The sequence below is a fragment of the Acidovorax sp. ACV01 genome (assembly GCF_014851495.1).
Lineage (GTDB): Bacteria > Pseudomonadota > Gammaproteobacteria > Burkholderiales > Burkholderiaceae_C > Acidovorax > Acidovorax radicis.
The window spans coordinates 62030-77420 of sequence record NZ_JACUZT010000009.1; the positions used below are offsets into that span (position 1 = coordinate 62030).

At 65.4% G+C, this 15391-nt stretch carries 15 protein-coding genes; all 15 read right to left on the reverse strand.

The annotated features are described in order from the left end of the window. Positions 1 to 9: 9 nt before the first annotated feature. The 15 genes from IB243_RS22595 to IB243_RS22665 all read right to left on the reverse strand — a co-directional run bounded on the left by IB243_RS22595 (position 10) and on the right by IB243_RS22665 (position 15345). Positions 10 to 354 (reverse strand): hypothetical protein, encoded by a 345-nt coding sequence (locus IB243_RS22595; RefSeq protein ID WP_192429469.1) that lies wholly within the window; start codon positions 352 to 354, stop codon positions 10 to 12. Positions 355 to 364: 10 nt separating this feature from the next. After that, positions 365 to 739 (reverse strand): hypothetical protein, encoded by a 375-nt coding sequence (locus IB243_RS22600; RefSeq protein WP_192429470.1) that lies wholly within the window; start codon positions 737 to 739, stop codon positions 365 to 367. Next, entirely contained in the window at positions 736 to 1653 is a 918-nt protein-coding gene (locus tag IB243_RS22605) for a hypothetical protein (RefSeq protein ID WP_192429471.1), read from the reverse strand. The genes IB243_RS22600 and IB243_RS22605 overlap by 4 nt, the downstream gene beginning before the upstream one ends. A gap of 772 nt (positions 1654 to 2425) precedes the next feature. Next, positions 2426 to 2767: a hypothetical protein gene (locus tag IB243_RS22610; protein ID WP_192429472.1), complete on the reverse strand. Its 342-nt coding sequence runs from the start codon at positions 2765 to 2767 to the stop codon at positions 2426 to 2428. A gap of 9 nt (positions 2768 to 2776) precedes the next feature. After that, entirely contained in the window at positions 2777 to 3415 is a 639-nt protein-coding gene (locus tag IB243_RS22615; RefSeq protein ID WP_192429473.1) for a hypothetical protein, read from the reverse strand. After that, complete coding sequence (locus IB243_RS27500; protein ID WP_192429474.1) at positions 3412 to 4683, reverse strand: carboxypeptidase-like regulatory domain-containing protein; 1272 nt, start codon at positions 4681 to 4683, stop codon at positions 3412 to 3414. The genes IB243_RS22615 and IB243_RS27500 overlap by 4 nt, the downstream gene beginning before the upstream one ends. 2 nt (positions 4684 to 4685) lie before the next feature. Continuing rightward, positions 4686 to 4958: a hypothetical protein gene (locus IB243_RS22625; RefSeq protein WP_192429475.1), complete on the reverse strand. Its 273-nt coding sequence runs from the start codon at positions 4956 to 4958 to the stop codon at positions 4686 to 4688. Positions 4959 to 4962: 4 nt separating this feature from the next. After that, entirely contained in the window at positions 4963 to 8031 is a 3069-nt protein-coding gene (locus tag IB243_RS22630) for a hypothetical protein (RefSeq protein WP_192429476.1), read from the reverse strand. Positions 8032 to 8042: 11 nt separating this feature from the next. Then, positions 8043 to 10922 (reverse strand): phage tail tape measure protein, encoded by a 2880-nt coding sequence (locus IB243_RS22635; RefSeq protein ID WP_192429477.1) that lies wholly within the window; start codon positions 10920 to 10922, stop codon positions 8043 to 8045. Between the two features lie 130 nt (positions 10923 to 11052). After that, positions 11053 to 11823, reverse strand: a complete 771-nt coding sequence (locus IB243_RS22640; RefSeq protein WP_192429478.1) for a hypothetical protein — start codon at positions 11821 to 11823, stop codon at positions 11053 to 11055. A 39-nt stretch (positions 11824 to 11862) separates the two neighbouring features. Next, entirely contained in the window at positions 11863 to 12060 is a 198-nt protein-coding gene (locus IB243_RS22645; RefSeq protein WP_192429479.1) for a hypothetical protein, read from the reverse strand. 19 nt (positions 12061 to 12079) lie between these two features. Then, a complete protein-coding gene (locus tag IB243_RS22650) occupies positions 12080 to 12511 on the reverse strand; it encodes a hypothetical protein (RefSeq protein ID WP_192429480.1) in 432 nt (143 codons plus the stop codon). Positions 12512 to 12518: 7 nt separating this feature from the next. Further along, entirely contained in the window at positions 12519 to 12842 is a 324-nt protein-coding gene (locus tag IB243_RS22655) for a hypothetical protein (RefSeq protein ID WP_192429481.1), read from the reverse strand. Positions 12843 to 12851: 9 nt separating this feature from the next. After that, positions 12852 to 13175: a DUF2190 family protein gene (locus tag IB243_RS22660; RefSeq protein WP_192429482.1), complete on the reverse strand. Its 324-nt coding sequence runs from the start codon at positions 13173 to 13175 to the stop codon at positions 12852 to 12854. A 76-nt stretch (positions 13176 to 13251) separates the two neighbouring features. After that, positions 13252 to 15345 (reverse strand): ClpP-like prohead protease/major capsid protein fusion protein, encoded by a 2094-nt coding sequence (locus tag IB243_RS22665; protein ID WP_192429483.1) that lies wholly within the window; start codon positions 15343 to 15345, stop codon positions 13252 to 13254. Positions 15346 to 15391: the final 46 nt, after the last annotated feature.

The window sequence follows — 15391 nt, forward strand, 5'->3', positions numbered from 1 at the left end:
CGCGCTGCGTCAGATGTGGTCCCCACTAGGGTCGTAAGGGTCCAACAGCGGCTCCGCCCAGGCCGCCACAGCCTTGCGCCAGCCGGTGCTGGTGGCGTTGTGGCGCTTGAGGCGGCTGGTTACCGTGCCCTCGCGCGGCAGCTCCATCAGCAACACGGTGAGCACCAGGGTGTTTGCCAAAAAGTCCAGCAGCAACCCAGCGAACAGCACGGGGTAGCCGAAGCACTTGGCGGTGGTGGTGAGCAGGCCTGCGTCTTTGGCGCGCTTGAGGCTCATGACAGCCAGAAAGAACACCCACAGGGCGTACAGCAGCAGCAAGGCATAGACAGGCGCGAGGATGATGGCTTGAGACATGGCTGGCCCTTTAGGTGATGAGGTACTGGCGAAGCGCGGCGATTTGTTCTTCACATTCCTTGAGCAGCCGATAGCCCTTGTTCTTGGCGCGCACATAGGTCAGCGGCACACCCGCCGCTGCGGCCTGGCTTTCGACCATCAAGATCAACCCCTCGCGCACGATGCGCTGAGGCGATCCACTGGCCTGCTCAAGCTCAGCGATCAGCGCCAGGGCGACTTCGGGGGTAGGTGGATCAGCAGGCAGCGGGATGTTTCCAAGCACGCGCCACGCGTAATACGCCACCGTCTCGGGGTGCGGGTCCACACCATCCATCGTGTTTGTTGGCACCTTCGTGTCACCATCCTTGATGACGTAGCCTTCGTGGGTGAGCTGATAGGTGGTCATGCGTATTCCCCACCGGTTGCAGTGGTTCCCGAGGCATTGCCTGGGAAGAAAGTGGCTCCAGCGCCAGCCGTCTGGATCAGAGCATTCATGGTGACGTCGTATCGTTTGCCCGTCGCGGACCCGCTGAACGTCGTGGATGCGCAAATCAGCATTGATCCGTTGGCCGCGCTTGCGAAGGCACTGCTGAATGCAGGCGTGCCCGTCACCGTGACCGTGCTGGCGTTGGCGGTGATGCTTCCGCCGTTCGCGGCCTGGAAGTGATAGCCGCCACCGCCTGCGATGGTGTAGCTGGTGGAGCTGGCGATGATGACCGCCCGATTCGACGCATAAATTTGCGCGAAACCAGCAGGCACGGCGCCCAGCGTGAAATTCTTCAGCCGAATGGTTCCGTAGCCGCTGACGATGTCGAAACCAGAAGTGCCAGCGTTGTACCGGAATCCGTCGAGCGTGTACTCCTGCAGCATGCCGTTCCCGGCAGCCACGCAAGAACCAGCGGTGGGCGCGATGACGCAGCTTCCAGGCGTTCCAGAATTTCCGAGGATCGTCACACCCGCAGACCCGACAAGCGGTTTCAGCACGAGGTTCTCATTCCACGTGGCATCGGCTACGTCGATGGTCGCCCCGTAGATGGACAGGTCGAGCGTTGCCACCGTATCGATGGCCTTTTGGATCGTCAGAAACGCGCCGCCGCTGGAGTCAACCAGGCCGTTGTTGCTGTCGCTGCCATCGGTGCGCACGTAGTAGGTGCGGGCGGCCGTGAGCTTTTCGCGGAACAAGCCTTGAAAGTAGGCCAGCAGCGTTGCCTTGAGATTTGCCCAGGTCAGTTTTTTCAACACATTCGAAGCGGCACTATCCACCAGGCCAAGCTCATCGGCATCGACCGGGGTTGCCTTGCTGGTGGCCGCGTGAATCACTGCTGCAATGTCTGCAGCACCACCGGTAGCGCCAGTGGCACCCGTTGCCCCCGTCGCACCAGTGGGCCCAGTCGCCCCCGTAGCACCTGTCGAGCCCGTAGGGCCGGTCCCACCCGTACCCCCCGTTGCACCAGTTGCGCCGGCAGGGCCAGTGGGCCCCACCAAGGATGCGAGCCATGCAGCCTCATCACCCACAAAGCCCTCTGCCACCGCGACTTCGTAGGCGCTACTGCCCGTTGCGCCGGTTGGTCCGGTTCCACCTGTCCCGCCGGTAGCCCCGGTTGCACCCGTTGGGCCCGTGCCACCAGTTGCACCAGTGCCCCCGGTAGCCCCTGTTGGCCCAGTACCACCGGTGACTCCAGTCGCACCAGTAGGCCCCTCCACGCCAGTAGCGCCCGATGCTCCAGTCGGCCCAGTGCCACCTGTTGCGCCGGTGGCACCCGTGGCCCCCGTCGGGCCAGTGGCCCCGGTACTGCCTGTTGCTCCCGCCGCCCCAGTGGCGCCCGTGGCCCCGGCAGCACCGGCGGGACCAGTGCCACCTGTCGCGCCAGCGACTCCGGTTGCACCCGTGGCCCCAGTCGCCCCTGTCGGACCTGTCCCGCCAGTTGCCCCCGTTGCGCCCGTCGGCCCGGTAGGCCCCACAGGACCAGTGCCACCACCTCCAGCCCCCGGGATCACCTGCGCCAGATCCAGCGGCAGCTGGTCCGGCGGCGTGAGCACGCGCAGCCATACCTCCGGCGCCAGCTCCAGGTCCAGATCAAGTTCGATGACTTCAGGCATCCTGTGTTACCCCCTTGAGCACGTACGCCTGGGCGGTGCGGGTGTAGAGCTTGAAGTCGTCGGGCGATGTCAGGCGAATATCGAATTCAGCCTCGCCCAGCGCCCAGGCTGCCGTGTCATCGCACGTGATGACCAGCACGCGGGTGGTGGCCGGGTTGTCCCACTCAATCGCCAAGTCGGCCAGCAGCGCGCCCGTTTTGGCGTTGCGCATTTGCGAAGCCAGGGCCCAACCCACAAAGTAGCCGTCGGCAAACGCTGTAGGGATGCGCCCCAGAATCCGCACGCTGGCGCCTTGCTTGATTTCGATGGGTTTGAATTTGCAGGTGCTGCTCATGGTGTTGCCCTACTCAGGTACAGAGACTTCAAGGTATGCAGTGAGGCGCACGGCGCCCATCACGGTGGTGCCGATCTTTGCCACCGCCTCCAGCACGCCAGGGCTGCCGCCCGTCTCCAGCGCCACGGTGAGCGTGTTGCCAGCGGCCACCATCAGCGGCTCATAAACGGTGTCGTAGTTGGAGTAGCCGCGCCATTCGTGTGGCCAGTACATGCTGGGCTCGGCATCGCCAAACGTGGGCAGCGTGATGGAGCGCGTGGGCGGCGTGGGGTTGTCGCCCGGGCTGATGGCAAGCGGCAAGGTGGAATCAAGGGCCGCGCCCTCCCAGATCACCGTGCCGCCCGTGTTCCACAGGGTGGGTACAAAGGTGACTTCCCAGGTGACTTCAATGCCACCCACCACCACCGCCACTGCAGGGCCCACAGCAAAGCGGCCATGGGGAAAGCCCAGCGTGTCCACATAGGTTTCCAGCTGGATCTCGGTGGCGGGCGCGTCGGCATCGTCAAACCAGCGCGCCCACACTGGCGGCTGCGCCTCGCCAGGGTCGGGGCCGCCGCCATCGTCTACCACCGGCGCCACGGCGGGGGCGGCAATGCGCTGCATGCGCAGGGTCAGGCCCAGGTTGGGTGTGCGCTGGATGACGGTCATACCACCACCTCCAGCGCAAAGTCCGCATACCCCGGCATGCGCACCGTAAGGGTGTGTGCCCCGCGCTCGGTGCGAAACTGCACCTGGCCCGATGCATCGGTGTTGGCGGTGTACAAGCCGTCCAGCGTGACGGCAGCACCCGCCATGGGCTGGCCGTTTTCATCGAGCACGGTGAAGGTGGCCACGCCGTCGCGGTAGGTGATTTGCTGGGCATCGTTGGCTGCAGGCACCAGGGCCGCGCCACGGCGCACCAGGTCGACACGCGGGGCGCTGGCGGCGTGCATTTCGGCCTTGAGGGTGTAGCTGCCCTGCTCCCTATCCAGCGATACCGAGGTGAGCACGGCTAGGCCCGCAGGGGCATGAGCGTGATCCATAAGCACCGTCATGCCCTCGCGCAGGTCACCCACGCGGTCTGACACGGTGGCATCCACCACCCACAGGGCGCGGGCAGCGGCGGCCAGCCGGGCCGATGCAATGGCCAGCGCATCGCGCGCTAGAAACACAGCAGGCAGGTCAATGTCCAGCGGCAGCTCGCCCCACAGGCCCACGGCCTGGGGCGCGGCCAAGCTCATGGAGCCACGTGCTGCGCCGGCGGCCCAGTCATACGCATAGGTGACGCGGGCAGTGGTGCGCAAGGCGGTGTTTTCTGCCCGGGCGGTGATGGACTCCACCACCGATGCATCCAGCGTGGCCACGGGCTGGCCCGGGGCGCGGCGCGTGGCCCAGCCGGGGCGCCACATGGCGCCCAGCGGTTCCACCACAGCGGCCACCGCCTGGCGCAAGGGCATGTCTTCGGCGATTACCAGGCCCAGCGTTGTCTGGCCATAGACTGCATCAAGCCCCGCCCATGCATCACGCGGCTCGGTGTGGCCGCACAGGCGCAGCAGCTCGCGCACGATGGCAGAGGGCGTGACCAGCTCGGCGCCTGTTTGCGGGTGGCGGCGGCCCGCCACCGACACGGCAACCGCCTCAGCGCCCGCTGGCTGCGCCAGGCGCAGCACGGCGATGGGGTGGCCCGTGGTGTCCAGTCGCTGCAGCAGCTGCCAGCCCTGGGTGGGGTGGCCACCCACGGTTACGCGGTCAATGCCTGCAACAGGGTGGTCTGCCACCAGCCACTCAGCGCCCGCCAGATCCAGCGGCACAGGGCTGACTCTGGCGCGGCCAAAAACCCACGGCAGGTAGCGGTCTGCCGCGTCTGCCCGGTACTGGGGCAGATCGGAGGCGCGGCGCAGCGGCAGCGGGTCGGAGTACAGCAGAGGTGCACCCACGGTCAAGCCTCCAGCTCCAGCACCACCGATGCACCCAAAGTCACCGCCTGCACCGCACCGGCAAAGATCAAGGCGCCGTCCTGGCGCAGCTCTGCACGGTGGCGCAGCACATCGGCCACGGCCAGCACCTGGGTGAGCTCGCCCCGAGCGTTGTCCAGCGTGACGGGCATCGCGGGCAGCTCGCCATTGATGGAGGCGTTGGACGCCCCCACGGCCACCACGGCGGCGCCCTCAAACACCAGGGGCGGGATGGTTTGCAAGGTGAGCTCAAACATGGCGCTACACCATCACCGGCCGCAGGGGCAGCGTGAGCGACACGGCGCGCTCTGCCGTGGACTGCCAGCCGCTTTCGTCGTTGGCCTCGATCTGCTCGCCATCAATGGTGCACAACGAGGCATCAGCGGGTGCATCCAGGTCGGGCACCATGGCCAGGGCTTCGGCGCCCTGGCGGGCGGCGTGGTCCAGCACGGCAAACAATTCGTCGTAGGTGCTGGCCAGCAGCACAGCCTCTTGGCCGTCCAGCTCCCAGCTCCAGCTGCCTGCCACGCCAGCGCCCCGGTACAGCGCACCGCTGTTGATGCCCGCGCCGCGCGACAGGGCCCAGGCACGGGTGCGGGCGATCTTGGGGGTGACGGAGGGCTGCCAGCCCTGCCCTGCCCACAGCCAGCCGATGGCGCCACCGGCGCCAGCCCCGGCAATGGTCACGCGCAGGTAGCGCACCGCAGCGCCGTCGGCCTCATCCACCCTGGCAAAGGCCAGCACGGGGTGCAGCACCAGGGGCATGGTCCACTCGCCATGGGCGGCCCCGCCCCCCTCCACCGTGACGGTGGCCGTGGGGGCCAGGTCGTGCAGGGCCAGCATGACCACCTCCACCGGCACGGCCGCGCCCAGGTCCAGCTCCAGAACCACATCGGCGCCGTCCCATGCAAAGGCGCGGCCCACACGGGGCTGGCGCAGGCGGTCGGTGCCGTAGGTGGCCACGGCGCGGAACTGCCAGGTGTCATCCGCCAGAAACGATGGCGCCGCACCGGCCGCCGCCTGCAGCAGCAGGCCGTCACCCAGATCCAGCGGGGCGCCATAAAGCTCGCCCGTGGTCCACGCGCCAGCGTCGCGGCGCCAGCGCAGCTCGCCGCCTTCAATGTCAAAGGCCAGGGTGTCACCCACCTCAAACGGGATGCCGCCGGGCAGCAGGGCCACATCGGCAGGGCCATCGGTGTACGGTGCGGGTGCACCAGGGTCATACAGCCAGTCAGCCAGTGCGCCCAGCACGCTGCTGCGGGCCGTCCACGTTTGCACCGGGCTGCCGTCTGACCCGCCCGTGAGGGGCGCGCTGCCCGCCGCGATCAGCGGGATGGTGAACTTGTCACCTTCCGCCCAGGCGGCCTGGTTGTGGGTGTTGCTGATGCGGATGACGATGCGGTCGCCCACCTTGAGGCGGTGGGCGCATTCGGTGATCACGCCCAGGCCAAATTCTTGCGTGCTCACAACCGCGCCCGCCAGGTCACGGATGACGCTGACGTAGGGCTGGTTGTTGAACATGGGGAGATAAATGCCGTCGACGTGTTCCCACCAGAACAAGTCGCCCGGATCACGCCAGCAAGGGCTCCCCGAACCCCCACCAGCGTCAGATTTTGGGAGGATGCCCGCCTTTACGCGACATACATCCATTTTGGCTGAGTACTTCTGATTGAGCTCCTCGCCAAAGGTAGATGTGTTGCCGCCAGAGCCATCCATGGCGGCATAAGCAGCCCAATCGGCCTTGAAGGTCACGACGGCCGCATCCCAGGCGGTCCGCGCGTCAACCGTCTCATAGACCTCCAGCAGCGCAGGCACCAGCACATCGTGGATGCAGCGGTTGACCAGGCGTACGTCACCCGCGTCAGACACCACCTTGGCGCTGTTGGCTGTCTCACCCACGGCCAGGGCAATGTTTGTGCCGAGGAACCCGGCACGCCACTCCATCAAATCGAGCAGCCGCGTTTTTACTTCGTCATCCATGGCGTCACCTCCATCCTCGGGCAGCAGGCCCAGGCATTCCAGGTTGACTGGGAGCGCCGGCAGGTGGCTGCAACTGCAGTCTGCGGGCGGGCGTTTTTTCCATACAAAGGTCACCTCCTTGTCGGTAGCGGCAATGCCCAACAGGGCGGGGTTGAAACAGATGGCGGGCAGGCCTTCGTCGTCGGCGCGGGATACGGCCTCAAACCGGGGCACGATAGATGCCCCCTCAGACACGGCCATGGCGGGCTGCGGGATGGTGAAAGCCACCGGCCCGTCGGCATACGGCACACCGGTGTAGGCAGGCAGCAGCTGGCCGCTGACGCCGCCCTTCACGCTCCAGTACTGGGCGCCGCCAGTGGCCCGGCCTTCGCAGGTGACGGTGATGTTTTCAGTGGGTGCATCGGGCTGCACCACCCCCACCACCATGGTTTGCGGGCGGCGCACGGATGCGATGACGGGCAGCGCATGCGCATCGGTGCGCAAAGGGATGTCGGTAACGGCCTGGCCACCGGGCGCGCGGTCTTCGGCCACCACGCCCAGCACCTGCAGCAGCGCGCTGCGGGCCTGGACCTGGCTCAAAAAATCAAACATGGTGGTGGCGGTGTAGGTCTCGGTGTCCACACCGTCGGTCACCTCCAGCTCATAGTCGCCCGCCACGGCGCGCACACGGGTGTTCTCGGGCACGTCGTACGCCACGGCGGGGTCGATGCGGTAGGTGAAGCGACCCTTGTCCCACGTCTTCCAGGCGCGCAGCACCTGGGGGATGCCCGCAAACGCAATGCGCAGGGCGCCCGCAGGCACCTCGGCACCGCTGCCCGGGGGCTGGCCCCAGTCAAACTGCGCACCCTCGAACGACGCGGTGCCCACGCTGATGGCGGCCAGGGTGGAATACGGCAGGTCGGTGTAGGTGAGGCTGCGGGTTACCGTGAGTTCAATGCTGTTGCCCGCCGCGCCCTCTGCCCGGGCGGCCAGCTGCACGCCGAAGAAATCGAGCACCGCGGGCGTTGCGGCGGTGCCTGCATCCAGCAAGGTGAAGCGCAGGGTTTGCGGCACGGCGCCCACGTCGATGCTCTGCACATCCAGCGTGCCATTACCCACGCCCTGCAGCACAGGGGTGGATGCGCGCAGGGCGCCGTCGGGCCCGCCCAGCACCTCCACATCCACCACCGTATCGGCCCCGCCGGTGTAGGCGCCCGTCAGCGACATGCTGCCGTTGCCCGCGCGCGTTTGCGCCAGCAGGTGCACCTGGGTGCTGGGCCGCTGGGCCGACGCGGTGATGGTGGCCGCACGCACCTTGTTGTGCGCGTTGCCAAGGATGCGGGTGCGGGTGTAGGGGGTGAAAGTGGGCATGGCAGGTTTCGTCAAGAACGCAGGCCCCTGCGGGCGAGGTTTTCAATGGCGGGGATCAGCTGGCGCGCCATGCGCTCCGCCTCTGCGCGGTTGGACAGGTCCACACCGGGCGACAAGTTGATGTTGATCACGGGCGCACCAGGGCCAGCAGACACACCACTGCCACGGCCCGGGCGCCTGCCCTGGCTGCTGCTGCTGCCTTCGTCGTCGCTGTTGTTGCTGCTGCCACTACCACCACGGCCGCCACCCGCACCGCCTGCAGCGGCGGGGTCTTTGGGCTTGGCGCCAATGCCGTTGAGCAGCAGGTCCTCCAGCTCTTGCAGGCGGCGGCGCTGCTCTGCGATCTGTTTGGAGCTTTCGGCAGATTCGATGCGGCTCAGGCCGCCGATCTGCGCCATGTCCGAAAGGATCTTGGCAAGCTGCCGCGCTTCTTCGGCCAGGGGGTTGCCCACGTTTTGCTGGCCGTAGCGCTTGGCAATGTCGGCGTCGATGGTTTCTTGCGACTCACCCTGCAGGGCGCGCTGACCAGCGGTGTTCAAGGAGTAGCCCTCCTTGTCCATGTTCCATTTTTTGCGGTAGGCCTCTGCGGCTTTTTCGGCGGCGGCGGCCTCGCGTTCTAGCAGGGCAATCTGGCGCTCGGTGAGGTCGGCCGTCATCGTGTAACGCATGAGCATTTCAGCCATGACGTCTTTTTGCGCCTCGATGGCTTCGCGGTTCATGTGCCAGCCACGGGCCATGCGCTCCAGGCCGTCAGTGCCTTTGTTTGCCACTTCCAAGGTGGCGCGGCCCGCTTCATCCACAGAAATTTTGTACCCGTGCGACGCGGCCTGAGCCCTGAGCCAAGCCGGGACAATGCCCCCATCCGCAGCCGCAATGACTTTTTCCGCCATTGCCGCCCAAGCACGGTCAACATCCCTCGCCGTACTGCTCGAATCGTTCCTGATCAGCTCAAACGCCTTGCGCGCACTCTCTGCCGCCTCTTGCAATTTTGCAGAGCTGACGATCCCAAGCGTGCCAAATGCCTGCCCAACTTGCTTGGCCAAATCGTCCAGCTTCCGCTTGTACTCTTCGGCCGTCAATGAGCCCTGCCTCAAGGTCTTCTGGAACTCGTCCATGACCTTGATTGCCTCATTGATGTTGCCGTCAGCCTTTAGCTGCTCGTATCGGCGGTTCAGTTCTTCCAACTTTTGTGCATGCTCCGCCGCCGCCTTGGCGGACGCATTGTCAGCATCGACCTTCTTTCGGTAGGCAAGCTCGGACTGCCGCAGTGCATCGGCGCCCTTCGTCAGTTCCTCAGCGATCTTGCCCATGGCAGCACTGGTAAGCACTGCCTGCTTTTCCGATTCGGACATGGCCTTGGTGACGCCAGCCCAACCATCACGCGCCAGCTCCGCACCCTTGGCCGAATCCTCCAGCGCCTGCCTTGCCTTCTCACCCAGCGCCTGGCTGGCGGCAGCAGTCGCCTCAGCGGATAGGCGGATTTCGTCGGCTGCACGCTTGTATCGTTCAGACAGCTCACCAAAGGTAATCTTCGACAGCGCCTCGATCAGCGTGGCCGCACCCAACTGGATGCGCGCGAACTGAGCGACCATCACTTCGGTGACCTTGTAGATAAAGGCCATGGCACCATCAATGCCCGCCGTCATCACCCCCCAGGCCAGCTTGACCACGTTGCCCGCGTTGGTGGCGTATTCACCCACCCGGGTGAGCGTGGCGTTGGACTCGTCGGCAAACTGCTGCATGCGGGCCAGCACCACCGTGAAATCCACAGTTGCCAGGAACTCCCGGACGAACTGAATGCCCTGGCGCATGGCGGTGGCAATGGACTCGCCAAAGCGCTGCACAGTGCCATCCTCCACAGCGCGGCGGAATGCGGCCGTCAGTTCATCGACGGCCTGCTTGAGCACCGGCAGCACGGGCGTGCCCAGCACATCCGTGACGGCCTTCCAGGCATTGCCCAGGGATGACAGCGATCCATTGAGGTTGTCGCGCAGGGTTTTGGCCGTTGCCGCAGCACTACCCTCAGCGTTCTTGAGCTTGTCGATGAGCGACTGCAGAGCAGGGATGCCAGCATTGAGCAGGCCACGGAATGCAGGCCCAGCCTCTGTGCCCACCGCCAGAATGGCATTGGCACCACGCGGCCCCGCTTCTGCCAGCTGCTTCAGGGCATCTTCAAAATTGTTGGTGGTGATACCCATCAACGCCAGCTCTTGGCGGAACTTGCTGGCGGGGTCGAGGAACTGGCTCAAGATGGCGTTGAGCGCAGTACCTGCGCGGCTGGCATCAATGCCGCCGTCGGCAAACTTGCCGATCAGGCCCACCGTGGTTTCAAGGCTAAGGTTCAGCGCCTTGGCAGACGGCGCGGCGTAGCTGAGTGCCTGCGCCAGGCCGGTGACACTGGTGTTGGAGGCATTGGCACCCATGGCCAGCACGTCGGCGTATTTGCCAGCGTCGGCAAACTCCCCACCCATGGCGGCCATGATCTTGGTGAGGTATTCGGACGATTCGGCCAGGCCCACCTCACCCGCCTGGGCCAGCGCAATAACGCCCGGCAGCGCAGCCATCGCCTGGTTGGCATCGGCCCCAGCCTTTGCAAGATTGGTCAGCGCATCGGCTGTCTCTACATTGGAGAACCCCGACGATGCCGCCGCATCCTTGGCCAGCTTGGTGAGCTTGGCCATTTCTTCCGCGCTGGCGCCTGTGGCAGCCTGCACACGGCTCATGGCCGCCTCGAAGTCCGCAGCCCCCCTCACCACATTGGAGAAAGCCTGGATGCCAAAGTAGCCCAGAATGGCCGTGCCCACAGCCGCCACCTTGGCCTGCAACGACGAGAACACCGCCGAGGCGTTGTCCTTGGCGTTGATCAGGATCTGGATGGGCTTGATGGCCATGGTGGGTGGTGGTGAAACTTTTCAGGCAATGCAGCGGCTTCGAGTGCCGCCGCGTGGGCAGCGGCACTGGGAGGCGTTGGTTGCATCGGCGCGCTGGGCGCCGATGGGGTCAGGTCTGCAGCGCGGGCGGCTACAGCCAGTCAACCCGGGCGAACGAGCCGTAGAGCGGATCGCTGGCCAGCTCGGGCACGTAGAGCACCTCGCCCTCGAATGTGAGCGTTGCTTCTTCGTCGTTGATCCACGAGAAGTCGCCATTCATCGTGAGGTCGATGCGCGGGATAATCAGCCGGGCCTTGCGGCCGTCGTGGTTGACACCGCTGAACACCAGGCCACGCTCCACCGCGGCAGGCTGCGAGAACGCGGCCATGCTTTCGTAGGCGGCGTAGGAGTAGTCCGCAAAGATGGGCTGCGTGAGGCCGGCCACCGACAACAGCCGGGCGGTGCTGTGGGCAGCACTCAAGATCTCGTAGTGCGTGCCCTCCACCAGGGTCACCGGGCTGCCGGTGCTGTCTTCCAGCACGATGCTGCTGGCGTTGGGGTGCTTGAGAAAGAAGGTGTCGCCCACTTCCATCGTGGCCAGCGGCTCCGCCGTCACAGTGCCCGCATCGTTTTCAGCGATCTGCGAGAACAGTGCCGCCGCGAACATAGGGCCGTTGAATTCCACCAGCTCCAGCGATACCACCATGGACTTTGCGCCCGGCAGGTTGGCCAGCGTGAGGCGGCTGCCGGAGCAGGTCTCTTTGATGGCCTTCTTTTCCTGCGAAAGGCTGGTGGTGAGCGTGCGGGTGCTGCAACCCACTTCGCGCAGCTTGGTGAGGTAGGCCATGGAGGCACGGCCGTTGACACGGTCATAAACGCCGACTTCCACGGGGCCCTGGCCGCTCCAGATCATTTTTTCCATTGCTTGCTCCTACTGAGTTTTGGGGATGGCTGGCGGGGTTCAGGCGCCGGGGCCGCCGGTGTCGGACTGGCTGCCTGCCTCGGCAGACACCGCCCCCACCTCTTTGGCGGCCTTGATGCCGATGAGCCAATTGGCCTTGCCTTCTGGCAGGGTGAGCTCGGAGCCAGCGGGATACTTGCGGCCCGCGTGTTCGTGCTGCTTGAGCAGCTCGACCTTCTTTGTGGTTTGCTTGTCCATGATGTGATTCCTTGTGAAATCAGCAGCCACCACAGGTGGAGACTGCAAAACGTTTGCTGTGGGTGAAGATGAGCTGACAGCCCACCACCGAATCGAAAGGATCAAAAGCCCGCACCTGGCCGAGCACCAGACCCGTCCACTGATCGTTGGTCTCAGAAGCCCCCAGGACCTTGAATCCGTGCAGCGCCCGAATAGCGGCAGCAAAAGCAGCATGCAGATCCGCAGCGGCATCAGGACCACGGTTGACGCCGATGGACACCGACACCACCGGCGACACATTGACCGACGAAACGCCCTTGGCATCACCCACGGTTGCGCCTTCGTATCGCACGTCGATAAATGGCACGGCATCACGAGGCTCTGCCGTCAACCCATCGCGGACAGACCACGACGACTCGAAGTGCGGAACGCCACGCAGGTGGGATGCGATTGCAGAGAGGGCAAGGAACATGGAAGCCTCAACCCTTGCGGAAAACGACGAGGCCAGACACCCAGCCGCTGGAATCTGGCTGTACACCCGCGTCCACAACGTAGGTCACGCCGTCGATCACCAGCTCGCTGCCTTCGGCCAGGCCGGGGGCATGGGCTGCGACATTGAGCGATACGGCAATCTCTGGCGCATCCACGATCTCGCCGCGTCCACCAAAGCCCTCTGTTTGGCCCCTGTCAAGGACCACGCCGAAGGGCTCGCCGCCCTGGTAGGTGGCGATGGCATTGGCGAGGCGCGCCTCGACCGCGCTATTTACGCGGGCTTCGAGGGCGGCGAAGGGGTTGGTGGCCATGGTGGTCGGTCAGGCGTTCAGGTGCAGCCAGGCGGTGGTGGCGCCATTGCCCGCAGGTTTGGCCGCATAGCCCGCCAAGGTGTTGCCGCTGGCTGTGGTGGTGAGGCGGAAATCGTCCGCGTCCCAGTACAGCAGCGCGCCCTGCGCAACCACGTCGGTGCCGAGCTTTGCGAGCTCGACCACGCCCTTGACACGGATAGAGCCTGTTTCGCCGGCGGCGATATTGGCCACGGCAATGCCGACGCGCACGCCGATGACGACAACGGCGCCGCTGGCCACTGCCCCCGCTGGGGTGTGGTCGAGCACATCGCCTACTTGGATGAAGTTCTTCATGATGACGGTCCTTGAGGATGGAGAGGTGGGGGAGCGGGCGGGCGCCAATGCGCCCCGCCCTGTCACATGCCGCCGATCAGGCGCCCGGGTTCTTTGCCAGCGCCTTCCAGTCGAGGGCACTGACACCGGCGTCGATGCGCACCTTGAACTCGGTGCCGTCCACGTTCCAGCCTTGGCGCTGCTCCAGATAGGGCTGATCGTTGCCGTCGAGGTAGTTCACTTCGATGGTGTCGTGCATCTGCGCACCGCCTGCGCCGTACCAGGTGGTGGACGATGCAGCGTCCAGACGGGCATCGCTGATGACTTCGAACGTGCCGCGCACGCTGTTGGGCGTGGTGTTGTTGCGGGTGGTCGCGCCCACTTCAAACTCACTGTCTCGGACCACGTTGGCTGTGCCTTGCAAAGCAACTGGCACCAGCAGGTGCTTCATGCGCATGTTGAGCACCGAGGCGCCTTGCTTTTGCAGCGCCATCGCGGAGCGCATGGCGTCCACGCTGGCGGTGCTGAGTGCGGCGCCGGTCAGCAGGTTGGCGTGGTCCGCATGGAAAAGCGCCACGCCGTCTTGCATGGTGGGATTGGCTGTGAGAATGGCGTACACCAGATCACCAATGGTGCGGATTGCCGCACGGCCCATCATGCGAGGTACGCGGGTGAATGCGTCGATGTCGTCGTTGATGATGGCCTGGCGGGTGATGCTGAACAGCTCACCGTAGGTGGCAAGCATCACTGGGGCGCCACGCTCGCCTACGGTGATGTACTTGTACTCGGCACCCTCGGCCACCTTGCGAAGGCTGGGGAACATATTCAGGTCCACACGGCTGCCAGGGCGGAAGTCGGGCAGCGTGCCGGCACGGGTCCAGAGCTGGAAGGTTTCCTCGGCTTCTTGGTAGCCCAGCAGCAGGGAGCGGTTGGCCACATTCGCCAGCAACCCGGGGAAATCACTGGTGCTATGGGTGAACGCGTTGCCGATAAAGGTCTTCTTGTCCATGCCGTCGGACTTGAAGCCGGCGCGGGTCAGGCTGGCGCGGGCCAGTTCGGCAAGCGAGTAGCCACGGAAGGGGTTTGCGCCTTCTGCCTTGACCAGGCCAGCGCGGGCCAGCAGCGCGTTTTCCGTAGCGCCGCGATGCTTGTCCGCTTCGTCTTCGACGATCACGACGTGGCCGCCGGCCACTGGCGTTGCGCCCGCTGCGAGGTGCGCCAGCAGCTGGGTGCCGGCTGCCTCAACGGTGACGTTGTGGTCGTTCTGCAGGCGGGCCATCAGCTCGCCCACGCCTTGGCGGTCGGCGAATGGCCGGAAGCTGGCGGCGATGCCGTTGCGGCGGGCTTGGTCGGCGGCCAGGATGGCAGCCGGATCTACGACAGCAACAGCGGGCGCGGCAGCTGCCACGGGGGCGGCGGCGCTTCCGCCACCGGCCGCAGCGGCACCAGCAGCGCCAATGGCGGCCAGCAACACATGGGTACGGATTTTCATGGGGTCCTCTTCAGCGGAAGGTGCTGCAGCTGCAGCGGGTATGCCCTGCGCCTGCGCATCGGCAGGCACGGAGCGGTAACGGGAAACGGGCATATCGCGCGCGGCGCTGGCGGCGATGGGATTGGCGTCGGTGACGGCGTCGATGAGCTTTGCGGCGAGCGCCTCTTCGGCCGTGAAAAAATGGTCTTTTCCGTCGGTGAGCAGCGCGAGGGCCCCGGCCTGGTCGCCGGTCTTGGCGGCGTAGCTGGTGGACATTGCCGAAGCCCAGGTGTCGAGCTGGTCGGCTAGCTCGCGCAATTCAGCGCTGTTGCCAGCGGCGTAGGTCCAGGGGGCGTGGATCATCATCAGCGCGTTGCTGGCCATGTTGATCGTGTCGCCGCCCATGGCGATCAAGCTGGCGATGCTGTAGGCGATGCCGTCGATTTCGACCGTGATTTGCGCCTTGTGGCGCTTCATGGCGTTGCAGATGGCAATGCCGTCTGGGACGCTGCCACCAAGGCTATTGATGCGCACGGTGATCGCGTCCACATCGAGGGCGCCCAACTCCTGCATGAAGCTCTTGGCGCTGGTGGTTTCGTCCCACCAGCTTTCACCGATGTCGCCGTAAATCAGGATTTCGGCTGCAGCCAAAGCGCCGATCGCAGCGGCGGCGATGGCTGTCTTGCGGCGGATGGCGTACCAGGGTTGTGCGGTTTTCATGTGCTGAGGGCTCTCGATTGGAGAGCCCTCAGTGTCTGGATTTGCC

What these genes read in the sequence shown, in the direction of transcription:
- IB243_RS22595 (WP_192429469.1), bottom strand. Translation starts at nt 354, where the DNA reads ATGTCTCAAGCCATCATCCTCGCGCCTGTCTATGCCTTGCTGCTGCTG.
- IB243_RS22600 (WP_192429470.1), bottom strand. Translation starts at nt 739, where the DNA reads ATGACCACCTATCAGCTCACCCACGAAGGCTACGTCATCAAGGATGGT.
- IB243_RS22610 (WP_192429472.1), bottom strand. Translation starts at nt 2,767, where the DNA reads ATGAGCAGCACCTGCAAATTCAAACCCATCGAAATCAAGCAAGGCGCC.
- IB243_RS22615 (WP_192429473.1), bottom strand. Translation starts at nt 3,415, where the DNA reads ATGACCGTCATCCAGCGCACACCCAACCTGGGCCTGACCCTGCGCATG.
- IB243_RS22625 (WP_192429475.1), bottom strand. Translation starts at nt 4,958, where the DNA reads ATGTTTGAGCTCACCTTGCAAACCATCCCGCCCCTGGTGTTTGAGGGC.
- IB243_RS22630 (WP_192429476.1), bottom strand. Translation starts at nt 8,031, where the DNA reads ATGCCCACTTTCACCCCCTACACCCGCACCCGCATCCTTGGCAACGCG.
- IB243_RS22635 (WP_192429477.1), bottom strand. Translation starts at nt 10,922, where the DNA reads ATGGCCATCAAGCCCATCCAGATCCTGATCAACGCCAAGGACAACGCC.
- IB243_RS22640 (WP_192429478.1), bottom strand. Translation starts at nt 11,823, where the DNA reads ATGGAAAAAATGATCTGGAGCGGCCAGGGCCCCGTGGAAGTCGGCGTT.
- IB243_RS22645 (WP_192429479.1), bottom strand. Translation starts at nt 12,060, where the DNA reads ATGGACAAGCAAACCACAAAGAAGGTCGAGCTGCTCAAGCAGCACGAA.
- IB243_RS22650 (WP_192429480.1), bottom strand. Translation starts at nt 12,511, where the DNA reads ATGTTCCTTGCCCTCTCTGCAATCGCATCCCACCTGCGTGGCGTTCCG.
- IB243_RS22655 (WP_192429481.1), bottom strand. Translation starts at nt 12,842, where the DNA reads ATGGCCACCAACCCCTTCGCCGCCCTCGAAGCCCGCGTAAATAGCGCG.
- IB243_RS22660 (WP_192429482.1), bottom strand. Translation starts at nt 13,175, where the DNA reads ATGAAGAACTTCATCCAAGTAGGCGATGTGCTCGACCACACCCCAGCG.
- IB243_RS22665 (WP_192429483.1), bottom strand. Translation starts at nt 15,345, where the DNA reads ATGAAAACCGCACAACCCTGGTACGCCATCCGCCGCAAGACAGCCATC.